This window comes from Variovorax paradoxus, from assembly GCF_029919115.1.
In the GTDB taxonomy this organism is placed as follows: domain Bacteria; phylum Pseudomonadota; class Gammaproteobacteria; order Burkholderiales; family Burkholderiaceae_C; genus Variovorax; species Variovorax paradoxus_O.
The window spans coordinates 5,115,644-5,134,269 of the sequence record NZ_CP123990.1 but is presented as its reverse complement, the minus strand read 5'-3'; the positions used below and the strand labels follow the sequence as shown (position 1 = coordinate 5,134,269).

Genomic DNA, 18,626 nt, shown 5'->3' with positions numbered 1-18,626 from the left:
CTGCCACACTGGCAGAATGCTCCGGCCATATAACAAACGAGGGGAAGCCAAGGGTGTCGATCTACGAACTGAAGCCTCGGTTCCAGGCGCTGCTGCGGCCGCTCGTCGGCCGGCTGCACGCCATGGGCATCACCGCCAACCAGGTCACGCTGGCCGCGTGCGTGGTTTCGGTGGCCATCGGGCTCTGGCTTTTCTTTGCGGCGCCGTCGCTCGCGGCCTTTGCGCTCATACCGGCCTGGATGTTCGTGCGCATGGCTTTCAACGCCATCGACGGCATGCTGGCGCGCGAGCACGGGCAGCAGAGCAAGCTCGGCGCTTTCCTCAACGAACTGACCGACGTGGTCTCCGATGCTGCGCTCTACCTGCCGTTTGCGCTGGTTCAGCCGTTCAGCCCGTTCTGGGTCGGCGCCGTGATCATGCTCGCCGGACTGAGCGAGTTTGCCGGCGCACTTGGCCCCACGGTGGGCGCCTCCCGCCGCTACGACGGCCCGCTCGGCAAGAGCGACCGCGCCTTCGTGTTCGGGGCGCTCGGCCTTTATGTGGCGCTGGGCTGGCCCCTGCCGGGCTGGACCGCCTGGCTGATGCCGCTTATCGCAGTGCTGGTCGCCTGGACAGTGGCCAACCGCGTGCGGCGCGCGCTGGCCGAAGCCGCATGAACCCATGCATAACAAACAAAAGAACAGCGATCTGGATTCAATGACCGATACCGATACCAACACCCACCAACGCACGGCGCAAGAGCGCCAGTTCCGCACGCACGACGGCGAATCGCTCTTCTACCGGCATTGGCCGGCCACGGGCGCAGCGCGCCGCGGCGCCATCGTGCTGTTTCACCGCGGGCACGAGCACGGCGCGCGCATGGCGCACCTGGTCGACGAACTCAACCTGCCCGACTTCGACTTTTTTGCCTGGGACGCGCGCGGCCACGGCCGCTCGCCGGGCCAGCGCGGCTACAGCCCGAGCTTTGCCACGTCGGTGCGCGACGTGCAGACCTTCGTCCAGCACATCGGCAGCGCGCATGGCGTGGCCGAGCAGGACATCCACGTTGTTGCGCAGAGCGTGGGGGCCGTGCTGGTCTCCACCTGGGCGCACGACTACGCGCCCAAGGTGCGCGGGCTCACGCTGGCCTCGCCGGCCTTCAAGGTCAAGCTCTACGTGCCTTTTGCGCGCGCCGGGCTGGGCCTGATGCACAAGCTGCGCGGCCTGTTCTTCGTCAACAGCTATGTGAAGGCGAAGTTCCTCACGCACGACCGGGAGCGCATTGCGAGCTACGAGAGCGATCCGCTGATCTCGCGGCCCATCGCCGTCAACATCCTGCTGGGCCTCTACGAAGCCGCCGACCGCGTGGTGGCCGATGCCAACGCCATCACGCTGCCGGTTCAGCTGCTGATCTCGGGCGCCGACTGGGTGGTGCACCACAAGCCGCAGCACCAGTTCTTCGAGCGGCTGGGCAGTGCCATCAAGACCAAGCTGGAACTGCCGGGCTTCTTTCACGACACGCTGGGCGAGAAGGACCGCGCACCGGCGGTGCAGGCCATCCGCGAGTTCGTCCTGCAGCTGTTCGAGGAGCCGCCGGCACCGGTCGACCTGCGCGCCGCACACCTGAGCGGCAACACGGCCGACGAGTCGCGCGCGCTGGCCGAGCCATTGGCGACGCTGTCTCCGCGCGGCGCCTACTGGGGACTGACGCGCGCCGGGCTGCGCTTTGGCGGCACTCTTTCGCGCGGCGTGAAGCTGGGGCACGACACCGGCTTCGATTCGGGCAGCACGCTCGACTACGTCTACCGCAATCATCCGGAAGGCAAGGGGCCGCTCGGCCGCTCCATCGACAAGACCTACCTGAACTCGATCGGCTGGCGCGGCATCCGGCAGCGCAAGATCCATGTCGAGGAGTTGATCCGCATTGCGATGGAGCGGCTGGCCGAAATGCATCGCGAGGTGCGCGTGATGGACATCGCAGCGGGCCATGGCCGCTATGTGCTCGACGCGGTGGCTGCAAGCCCTGTGAAGGCCAGCTCGATCCTGCTGCGCGACTACAGCGACATCAACGTGCGCGACGGCCGCGCGCTCATCGCCGAAAAAGGCCTGGAAGACGTCGCGCAGTTCGTTCAGGCCGACGCCTTCGACCGCATCAGCCTGGCGACCGTAACGCCGCGCCCCACGCTGGCCGTGGTGTCGGGCCTGTACGAACTCTTTCCCGACAACGACATGGTGCGGCGTTCTCTCGCGGGTGTGGGCGACGCGGTGGAAGACCGCGGCTACCTGGTCTACACCGGCCAGCCCTGGCATCCGCAGCTCGAGATGATTGCGCGCGCGCTCACCAGCCACCGCCAGGGTGAGGCCTGGGTCATGCGCCGCCGCACGCAGGCCGAGATGGACCAGCTGGTCGAAGAAGCGGGCTTCCGCAAGATCGACCAGCGCATCGACGAGTGGGGCATCTTCACCGTCTCGCTCGCAGTGAGGATGGCATGAGCTCGGGGCCTTGCGCAAAATGAAGCACTGGCTGGCACAACGCCCGTGGAAGCGGGCCGCGGCATGGCTGGTGCTCCTGGGGCCGCTGTTCTATACGACCTACGGCCTTGCCAATTGGTGGGCCACCACGCGCGCGCAGGTGCCCTCGATGGCTTTCGAGTGGGAGCGGCAGGTGCCGTTCTGGGCCTGGACGATCTTTCCGTACTGGACGATCAACGTCTTCTACGCACTCTCGCTTTTTCTCGCGCGCAGCAAGCACACGCTCGACCGGCATGCGCTGCGGCTGGTGAGCGCCACGCTCATCGCGTGCACCTGCTTCGTGCTCTGGCCGCTGCATTTCAGCTTTGGGCAACCGGAGGTCCAGGGTGCCCCCGCGTTCCTGTTCAATGCGCTGCGCGGCTTCGACCAGCCCTACAACCAGGCGCCGTCGCTGCACATTGCACTGGCAGTGATCCTGTGGGACTGGTACCGGCAGTTCCTGCGCGCAGCGTGGACAAGATGGGTGCTGCATGTGTGGGCATTCGCCATCTGCGCATCGGTGCTCACCACCTGGCAGCACCACTTCATCGACATTCCCACGGGCGCACTGCTGGGCCTTTTCTGCGTATGGCTGTGGCCGCTGGAGCGCACGGTGTCGATGCCGCGCGCCTGGCAATGCACGCGCGATGCGCAGCGCCGCAAGCTCGCGAGCTTCTATGCCGCCGGCGCGGCGTTGTTTCTTGCCGCCGGCCTGTATGGCGGCGGCCTATTGCTGTGGCTCGCCTGGCCTGCGGTTTCGCTGGCCTTGGTGGCGCTCAACTACATCGGCTTCGGCGCCCGTGGCTTCCAGATGAACGGCGGCGGGCACATGAGCTGGGCCGCGCGTTGGCTGTTTGCGCCCTATCGCCTGGGCGCCGCCCTCAATGCGTGGCTCTGGACGCGCAAGCTGCCCGCCTCGGTCGAAGTAGTACCGGGGCTGCGCCTCGGACGCCTGCCGACAAAGGCCGAGTGGATTGCTGCCGGGCAGCCCCGGCTCGTCAGCCTGTGCGCCGAACTGCAGACGCCAGCCGGCGTTCCGCACGCGCGCTGCGTGCCGATACTCGACCTGACCGTGCCACCGACCGTGCGGCTGCAACGCGCCGCCGCGGTGATCGAAGGGCAGCGCCTCGATGCCGGAGGCGCAGCCGTGTGGGTCTGCTGCGCGCTGGGCTTCTCGCGCAGCGCCGCGGCAACCATCGCATGGCTGGGGCGCTACGGCGCGTCAGGCGGGCTGGCGCAGGCGGAAGACACGGTGCGCATGGCGCGTCCGCAGATCGTTCTTCGCCCCGCGTGGCGCGTTTCGCTCGAGCCGCTGGGCACCACTGTTCCCGGAGTGCCGCCCCATGACTGAAAGCGATCGCGCCACCTGCGCCGCCCTTGCCGGATTGCTGCGCTCGGTGACGGTGCTGGCGGTGTGGGGTTTCGCACTCATGTGCATTGCGGCGCTGGTGCTCGCCCTCACGGTGCGCTCCCTCTCGACCACGGCAGCCATGAGCCTTGGCGCGGTGGTGGTGCTTGGAGCGCTCGAACGCTATTTCGCATTCAGGCTGCGGTTCGACGAGGCGTTGTTCGCCAATCTGGCGCGCGGCACCATCGCATCGCTCGACGCGCTCGACTCCGCACTCGACCGGCTCGGCCTGCGCAACGCACAACCGCCCATGGCCCTGCGGCCGCTCGATGACCGCGTGCAAGGCACGCGGCAGCTCATGCAGCGGCATGCCATCGTGGTTGCTTGCCAGAGCGCGATGTTTCTCCTTGCCTTGATGACACAGGACCTGTCGTGACCGAAGAAGACAACAACAGCAACAACAAAGAAAAAGACTCCCGGCCCGAGAGCACGCTATTTCGCCGCGCACTCGCCGTGGTTGCGGGCAAGCTGATCATCGGCGCAGCCGGGCTCTTGACGGGCGTGCGCGCCATCTGGAGCGGCACCACGCCCAAGGCCGAGCAGACGCTGTATTTCGCCAACCACACGAGCCACGGCGACTTCGTGCTGCTGTGGGCCACGCTGCCGCCCGATCTTCGCGCGCTGACGCGGCCGGTGGCGGGGCAGGACTACTGGATGGCCTCCAAGGTGCGCCGGTTCATTGGCGCCGATGTGTTCAACGCACTGATGATCCGCCGCGACGGCTCGGGCCAGGGCGGCAACCCTGTCGATCAGATGAAAGCAGCGCTGGAAGGTGGGGACTCGCTCATCATGTTTCCCGAGGGCACGCGCAACACCGGCGACGAGATCCTGCTGCCGCTCAAGAGCGGGCTCTATCACCTGGCACGCGCCTGCCCCGAAGTGCGGCTGGTACCTGTGTGGATCGAAAACCTGAAGCGCGTGTTGCCCAAGGGCACGCTGGTGCCCATTCCATTGGCCTGCACGGTTCGCTTCGGCGCGCCGATCCGCCTGGCCGACGGCGAAGACAAGACCAGCTTTCTCGCCCGCGCGCGCGCCGCCATGCTCGACCTGCGCCCCGAATACGACCGCGTGCCCGAACAAGAAAAAGCAGCTGCAACCACGCCATGAACATCTCGCCCTCCACCCAGACCACGCTGCAACTGTTCGGAGGCGTGGCCGGCGTGCTGATACTTGCCTCCGCCATTGGCGCCACGCTCAAGTGGCGCGTGGCGCAGGGCCAGCCCAATTCCGTCATCGACAACCTCAACGCCCGCGTCAATGCGTGGTGGGTGATGGTGGCGGTGATCGGCCTTGCCTTTGCCTTCGGCAAGGGCGGCGTGATCGCGCTGTTCTATCTGATCTCGTTCTATGCGCTGCGCGAGTTCATCAGCCTGGCCTACACGCGGCGCGGCGACCATCATGCAATTGCGGCGGCGTTCTACATCGGGCTGCCGGTGCAATACTTTTTGGTGTGGATCGAGTGGTACGGGCTCTATTCGATCTTCATTCCGGTCTACGCCTTTCTGGTGCTGCCGATTCTTGCGGCCGTGGGCGGCGACACGCAGCGCTTTCTGGAGCGCACCTCCAAGATCCAGTGGGGCCTGATGATCTGCGTGTTCTGCATCAGCCACGTGCCCGCGCTGCTCACGCTGCAGATTCCCGGTTTTGAGGGACGCAACCTGCTGCTGATCGCTTTTCTGGTGATCGTGGTGCAGGGCAGCGACGTGCTGCAGTACGTCTGGGGCAAGCTCTTCGGCAAGCGCAAGGTGGCGCCCGAACTTTCGCCCTCCAAGACCTGGGAAGGCCTGGTCGGCGGGGTCGCCAGCGCCACCGCGCTGGGTGCGGCGCTCTATTGGGCGACGCCCTTCAATCCGTGGCAAGCCGCGCTGATGGCGCTCACCATCTGCCTCATGGGCTTCTTCGGCGGGCTCGTGATGTCGGCCATCAAGCGCGACCGGGGCGTGAAAGACTGGGGCTCGATGATCGAAGGCCACGGCGGCATGCTCGACCGGCTCGACTCGGTGATCTTCGCGGCGCCGATCTACTTTCACGCCTTGCGCTACTGGTGGGTGCCGTGAGCACGGCACGCGCAAGTACCAGGGCAAAGAAAGCGATGGCGGCCGAGCGCGTTCCGCACGACACGCCCGTCGAATGCACCACCGCCGCGTCATGGGAGCGGTGGCTCAAGCGCCACCATGCCGCCGCAGCCGGCGTGTGGCTGCGAATCGCAAGGAAGGACAGCGGCATTGCATCGGCCACCCACGCCGAGGCCCTCGAAGTTGCGCTGTGCTACGGCTGGATCGACGGGCAGCGCAAGGCGGAAGACGACACGCACTTTCTGCAGCGCTTCACCCCGCGTACGCCGCGCAGCACCTGGTCGAAGATCAACCGCGACAAGGCACTGAAGCTGATCGGGGAAGGCCGCATGCAGCCTGCCGGCCTGGCCGAGGTCGACCGCGCCCGGGCCGACGGCCGCTGGGATGCGGCCTACGACGCCCAGAGCGTCGCCACCGTGCCGTCCGACCTGCAGACGGCCCTCGATGCGAATCCCAAGGCCGCAGCCTTCTTTGCCAAGCTCGATTCACGCAACCGCTATTCGGTGCTGTTCCGCACGCAGGGCGCAAAGAAGCCCGAGACCCGGGCGCGGCGTATTGCGCAATTCGTTGAAATGCTCGCCAAGGGCGAGAAGATCCACCCCTGAGCGGGGGTCCGGCGCCCTACTTCGCCAACGCCTTCAGCGCCAGCTTGATGCCCTCGCTCACTGTCGCATCCTTTGGCAGTGCCTTCAGCGCCAGCGCGGCTTCCTTGTCGCTGTAGCCCAGCGCAATGAGCGCCTGAAGGATGTCGGCCTGCGCGTCGGAGGCCGCATGCGCGGGCAGGCCGATGTCGGCGCCCAGCTTGCCCTTGAGTTCCAGCAGCAGCCGCTCGGCGGTTTTCTTGCCGATGCCCGGAATCTTGACGAGCCGGCCGAGCTCCTGCGTGGTGATGGCCTGCGACAGCTCGCCCACGCTCATGCCCGAAAGCAGGCCGAGCGCCGTGCGCGGCCCCACGCCGGTGATCTTGATGAGTTGCCGAAAAGCCGCACGCTCCTCGGCGGTGCCGAAACCGTAGAGAATCTGCGCGTCCTCGCGCACCACGAAGTGCGTGAGCAGCGAAACGCGCTCTCCGGTGCCGGGCAGGTTGTAGAACGTGCTCATCGGCACATCGACCTCGTAACCGACGCCGTTGCAGTCCACCACCACCTGCGGTGGGTTGCGCTCGGCCAGGATGCCGGTGAGTTTGCCTATCATTGGCCCACCCCCGTTGCTTGCTCACTTCGTGTAGCCGCCTCCCCCCTCGAGGGGGCAACACCGGCGGCCCGGCAAAGCCGGTTCCGCGGTGTTCCCCGCTTTGGATTGCGTTTTTTCGAGCATGGCTGGTCTTGCATAGGGCTGCCAAAAAGATGGAAATGGATACCGCGTGATTCTGCGACACACTTTTGCCCCACCGAACAACTCGCGCCTCGGCCACCTGTGCGGGCCGCTGGACGCGCACCTGCGGCGCATCGAAGAGGCCTTGGGCGTGAAGATCGCGCACCGCCACGAGCAGTTCAAGGTCGACGGCCCCAAGGCTTCCGCGCAACGGGCGATGGACGTGCTGCAGGCGCTGTACGAAATTGCCCAGCGCCCGATCGACCCGGCCGTGGTGCAGCTCACGCTGGCGGGCGACGGCTCCATGATCGACGGCGACGAGGACGCGGCCATGCTCGTCACGCGCCGCGCCGACCTGCGCGCGCGCACGCCCACCCAGGCGCTGTACCTGGACAACATCGCCAAGCACGACATCACCTTCGGCATCGGCCCGGCCGGCACCGGCAAGACCTACCTGGCGGTGGCCTGCGCGGTCGATGCGCTGGAGCGCGCGGCTGTGCAGCGCATCGTGCTCACGCGACCGGCGGTGGAAGCCGGCGAGCGGCTCGGCTTCTTGCCGGGCGACCTGACGCAGAAGGTCGACCCTTACCTGCGTCCGCTGTACGACGCGCTGTACGACCTGATGGGCTATGAAAAGGTGCAGAAGGCTTTCGAACGCAACGCACTCGAAATTGCGCCATTGGCCTTCATGCGCGGGCGCACGCTGAACAATGCCTTCGTCATCCTGGATGAAGCGCAGAACACCACGGTCGAGCAGATGAAGATGTTTCTTACGCGCATTGGCTTCGGCGCCAAGGCGGTGGTCACGGGCGACGTGAGCCAGATCGACCTGCCCAAGCAGCAGCTGAGCGGACTGATCGACGCCGAGCGCGTGTTGCGGCGCGTGAGCGGCATTGCGATCACGCACTTCACCAGTTCGGACGTGGTGCGGCACCCGCTGGTCGCCAAGATCGTCGATGCCTACGACGGCCAGCGCAAGCGCGCGGGGTCGCATTGATATGGCGCTGGCCCAGCTTTCGCTTTCGCTGCAGTTCGCGCCAGGCTTCAAGGGCATCGAGCGTCACCGCGCCGCATTGCCGCGGCACAGCGTGGCCCGCTGGATCCGCCATGCGCTGGACGTCGACGGCGAGATCACCGTGCGCATCGTCGATGCCGAGGAAGGCCAGCGCCTGAACCGCGAATTCCGCGGCAAGGACTATGCGACCAACGTGCTGACTTTCGACTATGCGCAAAGCCCGGTCGTCATGGCCGACCTCGTGCTCTGCGCGCCGGTGGTGGCCAGCGAAGCGAAGCAAGAACGCAAGACCCTGGCCGCGCACTACGCGCACCTGCTGGTTCACGGCACCCTGCATGCACAGGGCTGGGACCACGAAACCAGTGAGGCGGACGCCGAGGAAATGGAAGCGCGCGAGATCGAGATCCTCGCGGGCCTCGGCATTCGCAATCCATACGGCCGCTAGCATGCCGGCGCCGCAAGCGGGCACCGATCCGTGGCTGGACCGCTGGCTCGGTCTGGTCGCCGAGCGCGCAGGAACAGCCCCGGTGCTGGAACTGGGCTGCGGAACGGGCCGGGACAGCGCGGTGCTGGTGAACGCGGGGCTGCATGTGGTGGGCATTGAGCTCTCGACCGAATCGGTAGCAGCTGCGCGGGCGCGTGTCCCGCATGGCGCGGAGTTTCACTGCCGCGATTTCCGAGAGTCTTTTCCACTGGCCGACGAAAGCGGCGGCGCGGTTCTCGCGAGCCTTTCGCTGCACTACTTTGCATGGGATGAAACACTGGCTTTGGCACGGCGGATTCACCGGGTGCTTCGCCCGGGCGGCGTGCTGCTGTGCCGGTTGAATTCGGTGAACGACTTTCACCACGGCGCCAATGGCCCGCCGCCGGAGGGCGAAGATTCCTTCTTCTTGGTGGACGGCATGCCCAAGCGCTTTTTCGACCGTGCGGCGGTGCAGCGGCTCTTTGCCGACGGCTGGCGCATGCTGCACCTGGAGGAACGCACGGTCGAGCGCTACGAGCAACCGAAGGTGCTCTGGGAAGCCGTGCTCGAACGCGAGTGAATGCGGCGCGCTAGGCCACCATCTGCAGTGGAATGGTGACCGGTCCGTCGTTGATCAGGTGCACCTGCATGTCGGCGCCAAATTCGCCCGTTGCAACGACGGGGTGCGCAGCGCGGGCCTGCGCCACAAAATATTCGTAGAGCCTCCGCCCCTCGTCAGGTGCCGCCGCCTGCGTGAAGCTGGGACGATTGCCGCCGCTCACGTCAGCCGCAAGCGTGAATTGGCTCACCACGAGCAGGCCGCCGCCGACGTCCTGCAGGCTGCGGTTCATCTTGCCCGCGTCATCCGAAAAAATGCGCAGCTTCAATATCTTGGCGAGCATGCGGTCGGCCAGCGCATCCATGTCGCCGCGCTCTGCACAAAGCAGCACGAGCAGGCCGGCCTCGATGGCGCCCACTGTCTGCCCGGCAATATCGACGCGCGCGCCGGCCGTACGCTGAACTACCGCTTTCATCCCTCTTCCTCCATTTGCGTAGCGCGCGCTTCCATGCCCAGCGGCAGCAGCTGGATGGTCACGCGCAGGCCGGGCACGGCGTCCATCAGTGCCTGCTCCAGTTCATCACGCATGGCCGCCGCATGCTGCAGTGTCCACTCGCCAGGCACGTGCATGTGCAGGTCGGCAAACCGGCGCTGGCCCGCACGCCGGGTGACCATGTCGTCGAAGCGCAACCGCGCGCCCTCAGGCAGGCGCGCGGCAAACTGATCGAGCGTGGTGCGCAGCGTGGCGATGGTCTCGGGCTCCAGCGCTTCGTCCATCAACCCTTGCGACGAGCGCCACACGAGCTTTACACCTTCGCGCACGATGTTGAGCGCCACGCCGATGGCCAGCAGCGGATCGAGCCAGAGCCATCCGCTGAAATGCACGGCCACGATGCCTATGAGGACTGCAGCCGATGTCCAGACGTCGGTCACCAAATGCCGTGCGTCGGCCTCCAGCGCGATAGACCGGTGCGTGTGAGCCGCGCGAAACAGCGCAAAGGCCAAGGCCGCATTGAAGCCCGAGCTGAGCACCGAAAGCCCCAGCCCCCAGCCCAGTTGCTCGAGCGGCTGGGGAGAAAGCAGCCGCTGCACCGAAACCCAGAGAATGGCGCCCGCCGCTGCGACGATGAGAATGCCTTCGAAGCCCGATGAAAAGTATTCGGCCTTGTGGTGGCCGTAGGGATGGTCCTCGTCGGCAGGGCGCGCCGCCACGGTCACCATTGCCAGGGCGAACATTGCGCTCGCAAGATTGACGAACGACTCCATGGCGTCTGAAATCAGGCCCATCGAGTTCGTCACATAGCCGGCCATTCCCTTGAGCAGGATCGTGACCAGGGCAACGGCAACGGAAACGCGAAGCAGCGTCTTGGGAGTGAAAGTCATGCGCGGTGAGAAGCGTCGATCAATAAAAACGACGGAAATGCGGTAAAAGGCCGCATCTTTGTAGCCGAGTTATCAAACGGAGCCACCGCTTGTAACAGGTTCAATTTAATATTTGTGTCACCGCGAGACATTCGCAGAGAGTGATGATGAAAAAAATCCTGACCGCCTTGGGAGGCTTTGCCTTTTGGGGCGCAGTGGCGCTGGCCCACGCACAAGCAACCACCTCTACCGCGCCGGCAGCAGCGCCGGTCGCCGAGCTCCAGGCGGGCTTCATGAAATCGGTGCGCGGCAGCGTACAGCTGCTCAGTGCCGCCGGCGCGCCTCGCGACGCGAAGCCAGGCGATGCGCTCAGCGCGGTGGATCGCATCGTGACGGGCCCGGACTCTTCCGCCGCCGTGGTCTTGCGCGACGACACAACGCTCGTGGTCGGGCCTTCGTCGCGGCTGGACCTGAAGGAATTTCACTTCAACGCCACAACGCATGAAGGCGGCGTGCTCGTGTCGCTTTTGCGCGGCTCCATGCGCATGATCACCGGCCTGATCGGCAAGACCAACTCCGACGCGATCCGCGTGGAAACGCAAACGGCCACGATCGGGATCCGTGGAACCGACTTCATCGTGCAAGCCGACGGCCAACCATGACCATGAAATTGCGGTCCCATGCCTCTTTCATCGTTTTTGTCGCCCTGATCACTTCGGTGCTTGCCGCCTGTACCACGCCAGGCACCCGTGTGGTGCTGCTGCCCCAGGCAGATGGCAAGCCTTCGGCAGTGGTCGTGCGCGCAAAAGACGGTGAAGAAACGCTTTCCACGCCCTATCAGCGCGCGACAGCTGCTGTCGGCGCTTCCGGCGCCCCGGTGGTCGACAAGGCGGACCCAGCCAAGGTGCAGGCCGAGAACAAGGTGCTGTTCGACATGCGCCCGCCTCCGCCGCAGCGCTACACAGTGTTTTTCGACGCCGGCGGCACCACGCTCACGCCCGCATCGCAGCAGGTCATGAACGAAGCGCTCATTGCGGCGCAAACCCGCAGCGGCAGCGACATCGTGGTAACCGGGCACACCGACACCAAGGGTGCTCTCGAGCAGAACGACATGCTTTCGAAGCGCCGGGCGCAGGAGGTGGTGCAGCTCTTCGTGGACCGCGAGTTTCCGGCCAGGCGCATCGAGGCTGTGGGCCGCGGCGAACGTGAGCTGGCCGTTTCTACCGCCGACGAAGTGGACGAGCCGCGCAACCGCCGCGTCACCATCGAAGTCCGGTAAATGCGGTTGGCGGCCGACGCCGCCCCCCCCCCCCCGCCCTCCCCCCCGCCCTCCCCACCGTCAGCTGAGGGTTACGCGCGCAAACTTGCGCTTGCCGACCTGTACCACGTAGCTGCCCGCGGGCAGCTTCAAGGCCTTGTCGCTGACCACGACCGAGTCGACCCGCACGCCGCCGCCGTCGATCAGCCGGTTGCCCTCGGAGGTCGAGGGTGCCAGCCCGGCCTGCTTGAGCAACTGGGCAATGCCCAGCGGCGCACCGCCGAGCGACACCTCGGGGATGTCGTCAGGCACGCCGCCCTTGCTGCGGTTGATGAAGTCCTGCTCCGCCGTCTCTGCCGCTGCCGCGCTGTGGAAGCGGGCGGTGATTTCCTTGGCCAGCGCCACCTTCGCGTCCTTCGGATTGCGGCCGGCCGCAATCTCGGCCTTGAGCGCCTCGATCTGCTCCAGCGGCTGGAAGCTCATCAAGGTGTACCACCGCCACATCAGGTCGTCCGAGATCGACAGCACCTTGGCAAACATGGTGTTGGCGTCTTCGCTGATGCCGATGTAGTTGTTCTTGCTCTTGGACATCTTCTCGACACCGTCGAGCCCTTCCAGCAGAGGCATAGTGAGTATGCACTGCGGCTCTTGGCCGTATTCCTGCTGGAGATGGCGGCCCACGAGCAGGTTGAACTTCTGGTCGGTGCCGCCCAGCTCGAGGTCACTCCTGAGCGCCACCGAGTCGTAGCCCTGCATCAGCGGGTAGAGGAACTCGTGCACCGAGATCGACTGGCCGGCCTTGAAGCGCTTGTTGAAATCGTCGCGCTCCATCATGCGGGCGACGGTGTACTTGGCGGCCAGCTGGATCATGCCGCGCGCGCCCAGCGGGTCGCTCCATTCGGAGTTGTAGCGAATCTCGGTCTTTTCAGGGTCCAGCACCAGGCTGGCCTGCCGGTAGTAAGTTTGGGCGTTGGCCTCGATCTGCTCCCGGGTGAGAGGCGGCCGAGTGCTGTTGCGGCCGGAGGGGTCGCCGATGGTGGTCGTGAAGTCGCCGATCAGGAAAATTACCCGATGCCCCAGATCCTGGAGCTGGCGCATCTTGTTGAGGACAACCGTATGGCCAATGTGGATATCGGGGGCTGTCGGGTCGAGCCCCAACTTGATGCGCAGCGGCGTTCCGCTTGCCTCCGAGCGCTGCAGCTTGCGCACCCATTCGTCCTGCGGCAGGAGCTCGTCGGCGCCACGGAGGGAGATTTCAAGCGCTCGTCTTACACTATCGGACAGGCCATTGGATGTAACAGATTCGGCATTCATAGGCTTTTTGGCTGATTTTCAGGTTGCCGAAGCTATACTCAGCCCGACTTTTCAAGCGCCGGATTCTAAGCGGCGCTTTTTTCCGCACCGTCCTGCCGCCCTGTCCGTTCTGGGCTTTGCAGCGCGGATTTGCAGAACCTGAGCTGGAATCCAAAGTTTGATCAACGGCATTCTCGCCGCCGAGGAGCTCCTGGCTTCTCGCGTGGCCTATACATTCCGGACCTATCCCAAGCAGATCACCGCGGCCATCGCGGCTGCCTTGCTGAGCGCCGGAACCCTGGCGGTGGCCTCCCTTGGCCCCGACGCCTCCGACCTCCCAGTCCAACAGGTGCTTGAAGCGACCGCGCCCCTGTCCTTTGCAGAACAGAGCGAATCGCTCGAGAACTTCAGCTTCACGCTGTTTCGCACCGACATCACCCGCTCCAGCGACACGGCCGAGGCCCTGCTGAAGCGCCTGGGTATTTCAGACCCCGCCGCCACCGCCTTCGTGCGCGCGAGCGGCGAAGCCCGCAACGCACTGTTCGCGCGTGCGGGCCGCACCATCACGGCCGAAGCCACCCAGGAAAACCAGCTCAAGAAGCTGAGCGCCCGCTGGATTCCCGACGGCGACGGCGGCTTCAAGCGTTTCGTGATCGAGCGCACGGCCGTCGGCTTCGTTGCACTCACCGAGCGCGACACCCTGACGCCCGGCACACGCCTGGCCAGCGGCACCATCCGCACCTCGCTGTTCGCAGCCACCGACGACTCCCGCGTTCCCGATTCGGTCGCAAGCCAGCTGGCCGACATCTTTGCAGGCGATGTCGACGTGCGTGCACTGCGCAAGGGCGACCGCTTTGCCGTGGTGTACGAAACCTTCGAAGCCGACGGCCAGGCGCTGCGCAGCGGCCGCGTGCTCTCGGCCGAGTTCGAGAGCGGCGGCAAGGTGCACCAGGCCGTGTGGTTCCAGCCCCCCGGCCAAAAGGGCAGCTACTACCGCCCGAACGGCGACAGCCTGCGCAAGGCGTACCTGAGCTCGCCGGTCGAGTTTTCGCGCGTGTCGAGCGGCTTTGCGATGCGCATGCACCCCATTCTCAACAGCTGGCGCCAGCACAACGGCATCGACTTTGCCGCGCCCACGGGTACGGCAGTGCGCAGCGTCGGCGACGGCACCGTCGATTTCGCGGGCACGCAAAGCGGCTACGGCAACATCGTCATCGTCAAGCACCGCAACAACCAGCAGACGGCCTACGCCCACCTGAGCCGCGTCGACGTCAAGGCCGGCGAAAGCATCAGCCAGGGCCAAACCATCGGCGCCGTGGGCTCCACCGGCTGGGCCACCGGCCCTCACCTGCACTTCGAGTTCCGCGTGAACGGCGAATACCAGGACCCGGCTTCCATTGCCCAGGAAGGCGGCGCTCCAATCACCGCGGCCATGCGCCCGGCCTTCGAACGCATCGCGGTCGGTGCTCGCACCGAACTGGCCGCGGCGTTCTCGGTCATCCAGGCCAGCGCGGACTGAGCACCCGCGGGGCAATAGCGGCGGCCCCACAACGCCCCGCCCGCCCCGTTCAGCAATGGCCGCCGAACTGTTCATCGGCTTGATGTCCGGCACGTCGCTCGACGGTGTCGATGGCGTCCTGGCCGACTTTTCCGAAGGCCGCATCGCGGTACGGGCCTACGCTACCGCCGCTTTCCCCGCCGATCTGCGGACGGAACTGATGGCGCTCAACACGCCCGGCGACAACGAGCTGCACCGCGCTGCGCTAGCCGGCAATGGCTTGGCCCGCATCTATGCAGGCGTCGTCGGCCAGCTCCTCGCGGACAGCGGGACTCCAGCCAGTGCCGTTACGGCGCTTGGCGCTCATGGCCAGACGGTTCGCCACCGTCCCACCGAATTCGACGCCTTGGGCTACACGCTGCAGATCAACAACCCGTCGCTGCTGGCCGAGTTGAGCGGCATCGACGTGGTTGCAGACTTTCGCAGCCGCGACCTCGCCGCGGGCGGCCAGGGCGCTCCACTGGTGCCGGCATTCCACCGTGCGCTCTTCGCGCGCGCCGACGAACCCGTGGCGGTGCTGAACATCGGCGGCATTTCCAATTTGAGCCTGCTACCCGCCGCTGATGCGCCGGGAGAGCCCGCCGTGCTGGGTTTCGACTGCGGGCCAGGCAATGCCTTGATGGATTACTGGTGCCAGCTTCACACCGGCCAGCCCTTCGATCGCGGGGGGCAATGGGCCGCAAGTGGGCAGGTGCTGCTCGAGCTGCTTGCAACGCTGCAGGCCGAGCCCTATTTCGCAAAGGCGCCACCCAAGAGCACGGGTCGCGACCTGTTCAACCCGCCTTGGCTTTCAGCGCGCCTTGCGGCGGCTGCGGGCGCCGCGCCTGCCGACGTGCAGGCGACCCTGACCGAATTCACCGCCAGCGTTTGTGCGGCTGATGTGCGTCGCTATGGAAATGATAGCGGACTGCTGGTTGTTTGCGGTGGCGGTGCCTTGAACCACGAGCTGCTCGCCCGTTTGCGCGCATTGCTGCCGGGCGTGGCGGTGGACGCGTCCACGAAGCACGGCCTGCCCCCCCTGCAGGTCGAGGCTGCGGCCTTTGCATGGCTTGCGCGCAGCACCGTGCGGCGCGAGGCAGGCAACCTTGCCAGCGTGACCGGTGCACGTGGCCCCCGCGTGCTGGGCGCGATTTACCCGGCCTGAGATTCCCGCAAGCGGAGCACGCTTTCTCGTTTGCGGGCAAGAACAAAAGCACCAGGCAACAAAAAGCCGCCCGAAGGCGGCCTTTACCGGCAGAAGAACAAAATCAAGCCGAGAAGCTCGATCCGCAGCCGCAGGTGCTGGTGGCGTTCGGATTCTTGATCACGAACTGGGCGCCCTGCAGGTCTTCCTTGTAGTCGATTTCAGCGCCGACCAGGTACTGGTAGCTCATGGCATCGATCAGCAGCGACACGCCGTTCTTGGTCATGGTCGTGTCGTCTTCATTCGTGATTTCGTCGAAAGTGAAGCCGTACTGGAAGCCCGAGCAGCCGCCGCCTTGCACGAACACGCGCAGCTTGAGGTCGGGATTGCCTTCTTCGGCGATCAGGTCGGCCACCTTGGCCGCCGCACTGTCGGTGAAGACGATGGGTTCTGGCATCTGGGTCTGGATGTTTTCGGCAACAACGCTCATGTGGGATAACTCCTTGAGGGCCGAACAGGCGGCCAATGAACCAATGCTACTGCAATGCGGCATTCTCGGCAGGGCGGCATTGGCGAGCACCCAACACAAGTGGGGTCGAAAACCGCCCCCGCCAAGGCCGCAATGAAAAAGCCGCCCGAAGGCGGCTCTTGCTTGCAGCGGACAGTATCAGCGCTTGCTGAACTGCTTGCGGCGGCGTGCAGAGTGCAAACCGACCTTCTTACGCTCGACTTCACGCGCATCGCGGGTAACGAAGCCAGCTTGGCTCAGCACCGGCTTCAGGCTTGCGTCGTAGTCGATCAGCGCACGGGTGATGCCGTGGCGCGTTGCGCCGGCCTGGCCCGATTCACCGCCGCCGTTCACGTTGACCATCACGTCGAAAGCTTCGAGGTTGTTGGTCAGCACGAGGGGTTGCTTCGCGATCATGATCGAGGTTTCGCGGCCGAAGAACTCTTGAATGTCCTTGCCGTTGACCGTGATCTTGCCCGAGCCCTTTTTCAGAAACACACGGGCGACGCTCGATTTGCGACGGCCGGTGCCATTGTTCCATTCACCAATCATTCTCAAGGCTCCTTACAGTTCCAGCACTTTGGGCTGTTGGGCGGTATGCGGGTGCTCAGCGCCACCGTACACCTTGAGTTTCTTGATCATCGCGTAGCCGAGCGGGCCCTTGGGCAGCATGCCCTTGACAGCCTTTTCCAGGGCGCGGCCCGGGTGCTTGGATTGCATGTCGCGGAAGTTGGTCGCCGTGATACCGCCCGGGTAGCCCGAGTGACGGTAGTACACCTTGTCGATCGACTTGGCGCCGGTGACGCGCAGCTGGGCTGCGTTGATGATGACGATGAAGTCACCGGTATCGACGTGAGGCGTATAAATGGCCTTGTGTTTGCCGCGCAAACGGAGAGCAACTTCGCTGGCTACTCGTCCGAGGACCTTGTCGGTCGCGTCAATCACAAACCACTCGTGCGTCACGTCAGCGGGCTTTGCGCTGAACGTTTTGGTCATGAGTTTTTCTCTTGAAAAGAGGGTTTGGCGAGCCCTTTTCCACGGTCGGCGTTCCTCTGACGGGAATCTCTTAGGTGGGTTTCACGCGCCCTGGAGAACAGGTTGCGTGCCTTCGCCGCGGGGCCACAAAAACGCTGCGAAGCCCGCGATTATACGAAGAATCGGGCCATCGAAGCAAATTGAAGCCTGCCGGGGAGCCCAAGACGTTACCATCCTCACCCTATGTTCAGTTACCGCCACGCCTTCCATGCCGGCAACCACGCCGACGTGCTCAAGCACACGGTGCTGATTGCCACGCTCGACCACCTGCTTGAAAAAGAAGCAGCCCTGACCGTCATCGACACCCACGCCGGCGCCGGCCTTTACCGCCTCGACGGGGACTACGCCGGCACCAGCGGCGAGGCGGCTGAAGGCATATTGCGGCTGCTTTCCGACAAAAAGGCTGCTGCTCCCACGGCGCAACCGGCTCCGGCTGCAAAGTCCGCTACTAAAAAGGTAGCACCCGAAGCCGAAACACCCCTGGCCGACGCGATTGCGCGCTATCTCAGCGTGATTCACGACTTCAACCCCAAGGGCGGCGCGCGCGTCTACCCGGGTTCGCCGTTCATCGTGCAGCACCTGCTGCGCGACCACGACAAGCTCAAGCTGTTCGAACTGCACCCGACCGACGCACGCACGCTGGATGCCAACATTGCGCAACTCGAGGCGGGCCGCCAGATCGCCGTGCTGCGCGAAGACGGCTTCGGCAGCGCCACCAAGTTCCTCCCTCCACCTTCGCGCCGCGCGCTGGTGCTCATGGACCCCAGCTACGAAATCAAGAGCGACTACGGCCGCGTGCTCGACTTCGCAGCCGAGGCGCTCAAGCGCTTTGCGACCGGCACCTATGCGATCTGGTACCCGATCATTCCGCGGCCCGAAGCGCATGATTTGCCGCGGCGGCTCAAGACGCTGGCAACCAAGGCCGGCAAGTCTTGGTTGCACGCCACGCTCACGGTCAAGTCGAGCAAACTGATCACCACGACAACGGGCGAAACCCAGCGCCCGGGACTGCCCGCCAGCGGCATGTTCCTGATCAACCCGCCCTATACGCTGAAGCCGCTGCTGGCCGCTGCCCTGCCGCAGCTGGTGGAGCGCCTGGCTCAGGACAAGCACGCCGCCTTCTCGCTCGATTCGGGCGGCTAGCCCTTTCCTGGTTTTCTTCGCC

General features: G+C 65.3%; 22 protein-coding genes. 15 read left to right on the top strand and 7 right to left on the bottom strand.

Annotation, left to right across the window (positions count from 1 at the left end; all coding sequences use genetic code 11):
- Positions 1-53: 53 nt before the first annotated feature.
- The 7 genes from QHG62_RS24555 to QHG62_RS24525 are packed head-to-tail and all read left to right on the top strand — an operon-like array spanning position 54 to position 6,578.
- Positions 54-656 (top strand): CDP-alcohol phosphatidyltransferase family protein, encoded by a 603-nt coding sequence (locus QHG62_RS24555; RefSeq protein ID WP_281148219.1) that lies wholly within the window; start codon positions 54-56, stop codon positions 654-656.
- A 40-nt stretch (positions 657-696) separates the two neighbouring features.
- A complete protein-coding gene (locus tag QHG62_RS24550) occupies positions 697-2,472 on the top strand; it encodes a bifunctional alpha/beta hydrolase/class I SAM-dependent methyltransferase (protein ID WP_281148218.1) in 1,776 nt (591 codons plus the stop codon).
- A 19-nt stretch (positions 2,473-2,491) separates the two neighbouring features.
- On the top strand, positions 2,492-3,841 hold the full coding sequence (locus QHG62_RS24545) for a phosphatase PAP2/dual specificity phosphatase family protein (protein WP_281151799.1): 1,350 nt from the start codon (positions 2,492-2,494) through the stop codon (positions 3,839-3,841).
- The gene (locus QHG62_RS24540) at positions 3,834-4,274 is read left to right on the top strand and encodes a hypothetical protein (RefSeq protein ID WP_281148217.1); all 441 of its coding nucleotides are present in this window, start codon (positions 3,834-3,836) and stop codon (positions 4,272-4,274) included. Before QHG62_RS24545 ends, QHG62_RS24540 begins: the two co-directional genes overlap by 8 nt.
- Entirely contained in the window at positions 4,271-5,005 is a 735-nt protein-coding gene (locus QHG62_RS24535; RefSeq protein ID WP_281148216.1) for a lysophospholipid acyltransferase family protein, read from the top strand. Before QHG62_RS24540 ends, QHG62_RS24535 begins: the two co-directional genes overlap by 4 nt.
- Positions 5,002-5,955 carry a phosphatidate cytidylyltransferase gene (locus QHG62_RS24530; RefSeq protein WP_281148215.1) on the top strand — a complete coding sequence of 318 codons (954 nt, stop codon included), beginning with the start codon at positions 5,002-5,004 and terminating at the stop codon, positions 5,953-5,955. The genes QHG62_RS24535 and QHG62_RS24530 overlap by 4 nt, the downstream gene beginning before the upstream one ends.
- A 35-nt stretch (positions 5,956-5,990) precedes the next feature.
- Positions 5,991-6,578: a YdeI/OmpD-associated family protein gene (locus QHG62_RS24525; RefSeq protein ID WP_281151797.1), complete on the top strand. Its 588-nt coding sequence runs from the start codon at positions 5,991-5,993 to the stop codon at positions 6,576-6,578.
- Between the two features lie 16 nt (positions 6,579-6,594).
- Here QHG62_RS24525 and ruvA read toward each other — a convergent pair whose 3' ends face one another.
- A complete protein-coding gene (gene ruvA / locus QHG62_RS24520; protein ID WP_126749423.1) occupies positions 6,595-7,167 on the bottom strand; it encodes a Holliday junction branch migration protein RuvA in 573 nt (190 codons plus the stop codon).
- 169 nt (positions 7,168-7,336) lie between these two features.
- Here ruvA and QHG62_RS24515 point away from each other — a divergent pair, with 169 nt between their 5' ends.
- The 3 genes from QHG62_RS24515 to QHG62_RS24505 are packed head-to-tail and all read left to right on the top strand — an operon-like array spanning position 7,337 to position 9,345.
- Entirely contained in the window at positions 7,337-8,284 is a 948-nt protein-coding gene (locus QHG62_RS24515; protein WP_281148214.1) for a PhoH family protein, read from the top strand.
- A 1-nt stretch (position 8,285) separates the two neighbouring features.
- Positions 8,286-8,747: an rRNA maturation RNase YbeY gene (gene ybeY / locus QHG62_RS24510; RefSeq protein ID WP_281148213.1), complete on the top strand. Its 462-nt coding sequence runs from the start codon at positions 8,286-8,288 to the stop codon at positions 8,745-8,747.
- Position 8,748: 1 nt separating this feature from the next.
- Positions 8,749-9,345 (top strand): class I SAM-dependent methyltransferase, encoded by a 597-nt coding sequence (locus QHG62_RS24505; RefSeq protein ID WP_281148212.1) that lies wholly within the window; start codon positions 8,749-8,751, stop codon positions 9,343-9,345.
- A gap of 10 nt (positions 9,346-9,355) precedes the next feature.
- On the opposite strand, the gene dtd is transcribed toward QHG62_RS24505, so the two are convergent.
- On the bottom strand, positions 9,356-9,799 hold the full coding sequence (gene dtd, locus QHG62_RS24500; RefSeq protein WP_281148211.1) for a D-aminoacyl-tRNA deacylase: 444 nt from the start codon (positions 9,797-9,799) through the stop codon (positions 9,356-9,358).
- Positions 9,796-10,707, bottom strand: coding sequence for a cation diffusion facilitator family transporter (locus QHG62_RS24495; RefSeq protein WP_281148210.1), 912 nt, complete (start codon positions 10,705-10,707; stop codon positions 9,796-9,798). The genes dtd and QHG62_RS24495 overlap by 4 nt, the downstream gene beginning before the upstream one ends.
- Positions 10,708-10,850: 143 nt before the next feature.
- Between QHG62_RS24495 and QHG62_RS24490 the strand changes: the two genes are divergently transcribed.
- Both QHG62_RS24490 and QHG62_RS24485 read left to right on the top strand, forming a co-directional pair.
- Positions 10,851-11,348 (top strand): FecR family protein, encoded by a 498-nt coding sequence (locus tag QHG62_RS24490; protein ID WP_281148209.1) that lies wholly within the window; start codon positions 10,851-10,853, stop codon positions 11,346-11,348.
- Between the two features lie 2 nt (positions 11,349-11,350).
- Positions 11,351-11,965 carry an OmpA family protein gene (locus QHG62_RS24485; RefSeq protein WP_281148208.1) on the top strand — a complete coding sequence of 205 codons (615 nt, stop codon included), beginning with the start codon at positions 11,351-11,353 and terminating at the stop codon, positions 11,963-11,965.
- Positions 11,966-12,025: 60 nt separating this feature from the next.
- Here the strand turns inward: QHG62_RS24485 and tyrS are convergent, their stop codons facing one another.
- The gene (gene tyrS, locus QHG62_RS24480) at positions 12,026-13,258 is read right to left on the bottom strand and encodes a tyrosine--tRNA ligase (RefSeq protein ID WP_281148207.1); all 1,233 of its coding nucleotides are present in this window, start codon (positions 13,256-13,258) and stop codon (positions 12,026-12,028) included.
- 157 nt (positions 13,259-13,415) lie between these two features.
- Between tyrS and QHG62_RS24475 the strand changes: the two genes are divergently transcribed.
- Positions 13,416-14,756 carry a peptidoglycan DD-metalloendopeptidase family protein gene (locus QHG62_RS24475; protein WP_281148206.1) on the top strand — a complete coding sequence of 447 codons (1,341 nt, stop codon included), beginning with the start codon at positions 13,416-13,418 and terminating at the stop codon, positions 14,754-14,756.
- Between the two features lie 55 nt (positions 14,757-14,811).
- The gene (locus tag QHG62_RS24470) at positions 14,812-15,939 is read left to right on the top strand and encodes an anhydro-N-acetylmuramic acid kinase (RefSeq protein WP_281148205.1); all 1,128 of its coding nucleotides are present in this window, start codon (positions 14,812-14,814) and stop codon (positions 15,937-15,939) included.
- A gap of 103 nt (positions 15,940-16,042) precedes the next feature.
- On the opposite strand, the gene erpA is transcribed toward QHG62_RS24470, so the two are convergent.
- From erpA to rplM, 3 genes are all read right to left on the bottom strand, one after another.
- Complete coding sequence (gene erpA / locus QHG62_RS24465) at positions 16,043-16,408, bottom strand: iron-sulfur cluster insertion protein ErpA (RefSeq protein ID WP_126749433.1); 366 nt, start codon at positions 16,406-16,408, stop codon at positions 16,043-16,045.
- 177 nt (positions 16,409-16,585) lie between these two features.
- Positions 16,586-16,978, bottom strand: a complete 393-nt coding sequence (gene rpsI, locus QHG62_RS24460; RefSeq protein WP_126749434.1) for a 30S ribosomal protein S9 — start codon at positions 16,976-16,978, stop codon at positions 16,586-16,588.
- 12 nt (positions 16,979-16,990) lie between these two features.
- Positions 16,991-17,422, bottom strand: a complete 432-nt coding sequence (rplM, locus tag QHG62_RS24455) for a 50S ribosomal protein L13 (protein ID WP_028259766.1) — start codon at positions 17,420-17,422, stop codon at positions 16,991-16,993.
- A gap of 222 nt (positions 17,423-17,644) precedes the next feature.
- Here rplM and QHG62_RS24450 point away from each other — a divergent pair, with 222 nt between their 5' ends.
- Positions 17,645-18,604 (top strand): 23S rRNA (adenine(2030)-N(6))-methyltransferase RlmJ, encoded by a 960-nt coding sequence (locus tag QHG62_RS24450; protein WP_281148204.1) that lies wholly within the window; start codon positions 17,645-17,647, stop codon positions 18,602-18,604.
- The last annotated feature ends 22 nt before the right edge of the window (positions 18,605-18,626 follow it).

Excerpts from the sequence above, each read along its gene's own strand:
- QHG62_RS24545 (WP_281151799.1), top strand. The coding sequence starts at position 2,492 with ATGAAGCACTGGCTGGCACAACGCCCGTGGAAGCGGGCCGCGGCATGG.
- QHG62_RS24450 (WP_281148204.1), top strand. The coding sequence starts at position 17,645 with ATGTTCAGTTACCGCCACGCCTTCCATGCCGGCAACCACGCCGACGTG.
- QHG62_RS24530 (WP_281148215.1), top strand. The coding sequence starts at position 5,002 with ATGAACATCTCGCCCTCCACCCAGACCACGCTGCAACTGTTCGGAGGC.
- rpsI (WP_126749434.1), bottom strand. The coding sequence starts at position 16,978 with ATGATTGGTGAATGGAACAATGGCACCGGCCGTCGCAAATCGAGCGTC.
- rplM (WP_028259766.1), bottom strand. The coding sequence starts at position 17,422 with ATGACCAAAACGTTCAGCGCAAAGCCCGCTGACGTGACGCACGAGTGG.
- tyrS (WP_281148207.1), bottom strand. The coding sequence starts at position 13,258 with ATGAATGCCGAATCTGTTACATCCAATGGCCTGTCCGATAGTGTAAGA.
- dtd (WP_281148211.1), bottom strand. The coding sequence starts at position 9,799 with ATGAAAGCGGTAGTTCAGCGTACGGCCGGCGCGCGCGTCGATATTGCC.
- ybeY (WP_281148213.1), top strand. The coding sequence starts at position 8,286 with ATGGCGCTGGCCCAGCTTTCGCTTTCGCTGCAGTTCGCGCCAGGCTTC.
- QHG62_RS24470 (WP_281148205.1), top strand. The coding sequence starts at position 14,812 with ATGGCCGCCGAACTGTTCATCGGCTTGATGTCCGGCACGTCGCTCGAC.
- erpA (WP_126749433.1), bottom strand. The coding sequence starts at position 16,408 with ATGAGCGTTGTTGCCGAAAACATCCAGACCCAGATGCCAGAACCCATC.
- QHG62_RS24495 (WP_281148210.1), bottom strand. The coding sequence starts at position 10,707 with ATGACTTTCACTCCCAAGACGCTGCTTCGCGTTTCCGTTGCCGTTGCC.
- QHG62_RS24505 (WP_281148212.1), top strand. The coding sequence starts at position 8,749 with ATGCCGGCGCCGCAAGCGGGCACCGATCCGTGGCTGGACCGCTGGCTC.
- QHG62_RS24525 (WP_281151797.1), top strand. The coding sequence starts at position 5,991 with ATGGCGGCCGAGCGCGTTCCGCACGACACGCCCGTCGAATGCACCACC.
- QHG62_RS24490 (WP_281148209.1), top strand. The coding sequence starts at position 10,851 with ATGATGAAAAAAATCCTGACCGCCTTGGGAGGCTTTGCCTTTTGGGGC.
- QHG62_RS24550 (WP_281148218.1), top strand. The coding sequence starts at position 697 with ATGACCGATACCGATACCAACACCCACCAACGCACGGCGCAAGAGCGC.
- QHG62_RS24540 (WP_281148217.1), top strand. The coding sequence starts at position 3,834 with ATGACTGAAAGCGATCGCGCCACCTGCGCCGCCCTTGCCGGATTGCTG.
- QHG62_RS24485 (WP_281148208.1), top strand. The coding sequence starts at position 11,351 with ATGAAATTGCGGTCCCATGCCTCTTTCATCGTTTTTGTCGCCCTGATC.
- ruvA (WP_126749423.1), bottom strand. The coding sequence starts at position 7,167 with ATGATAGGCAAACTCACCGGCATCCTGGCCGAGCGCAACCCACCGCAG.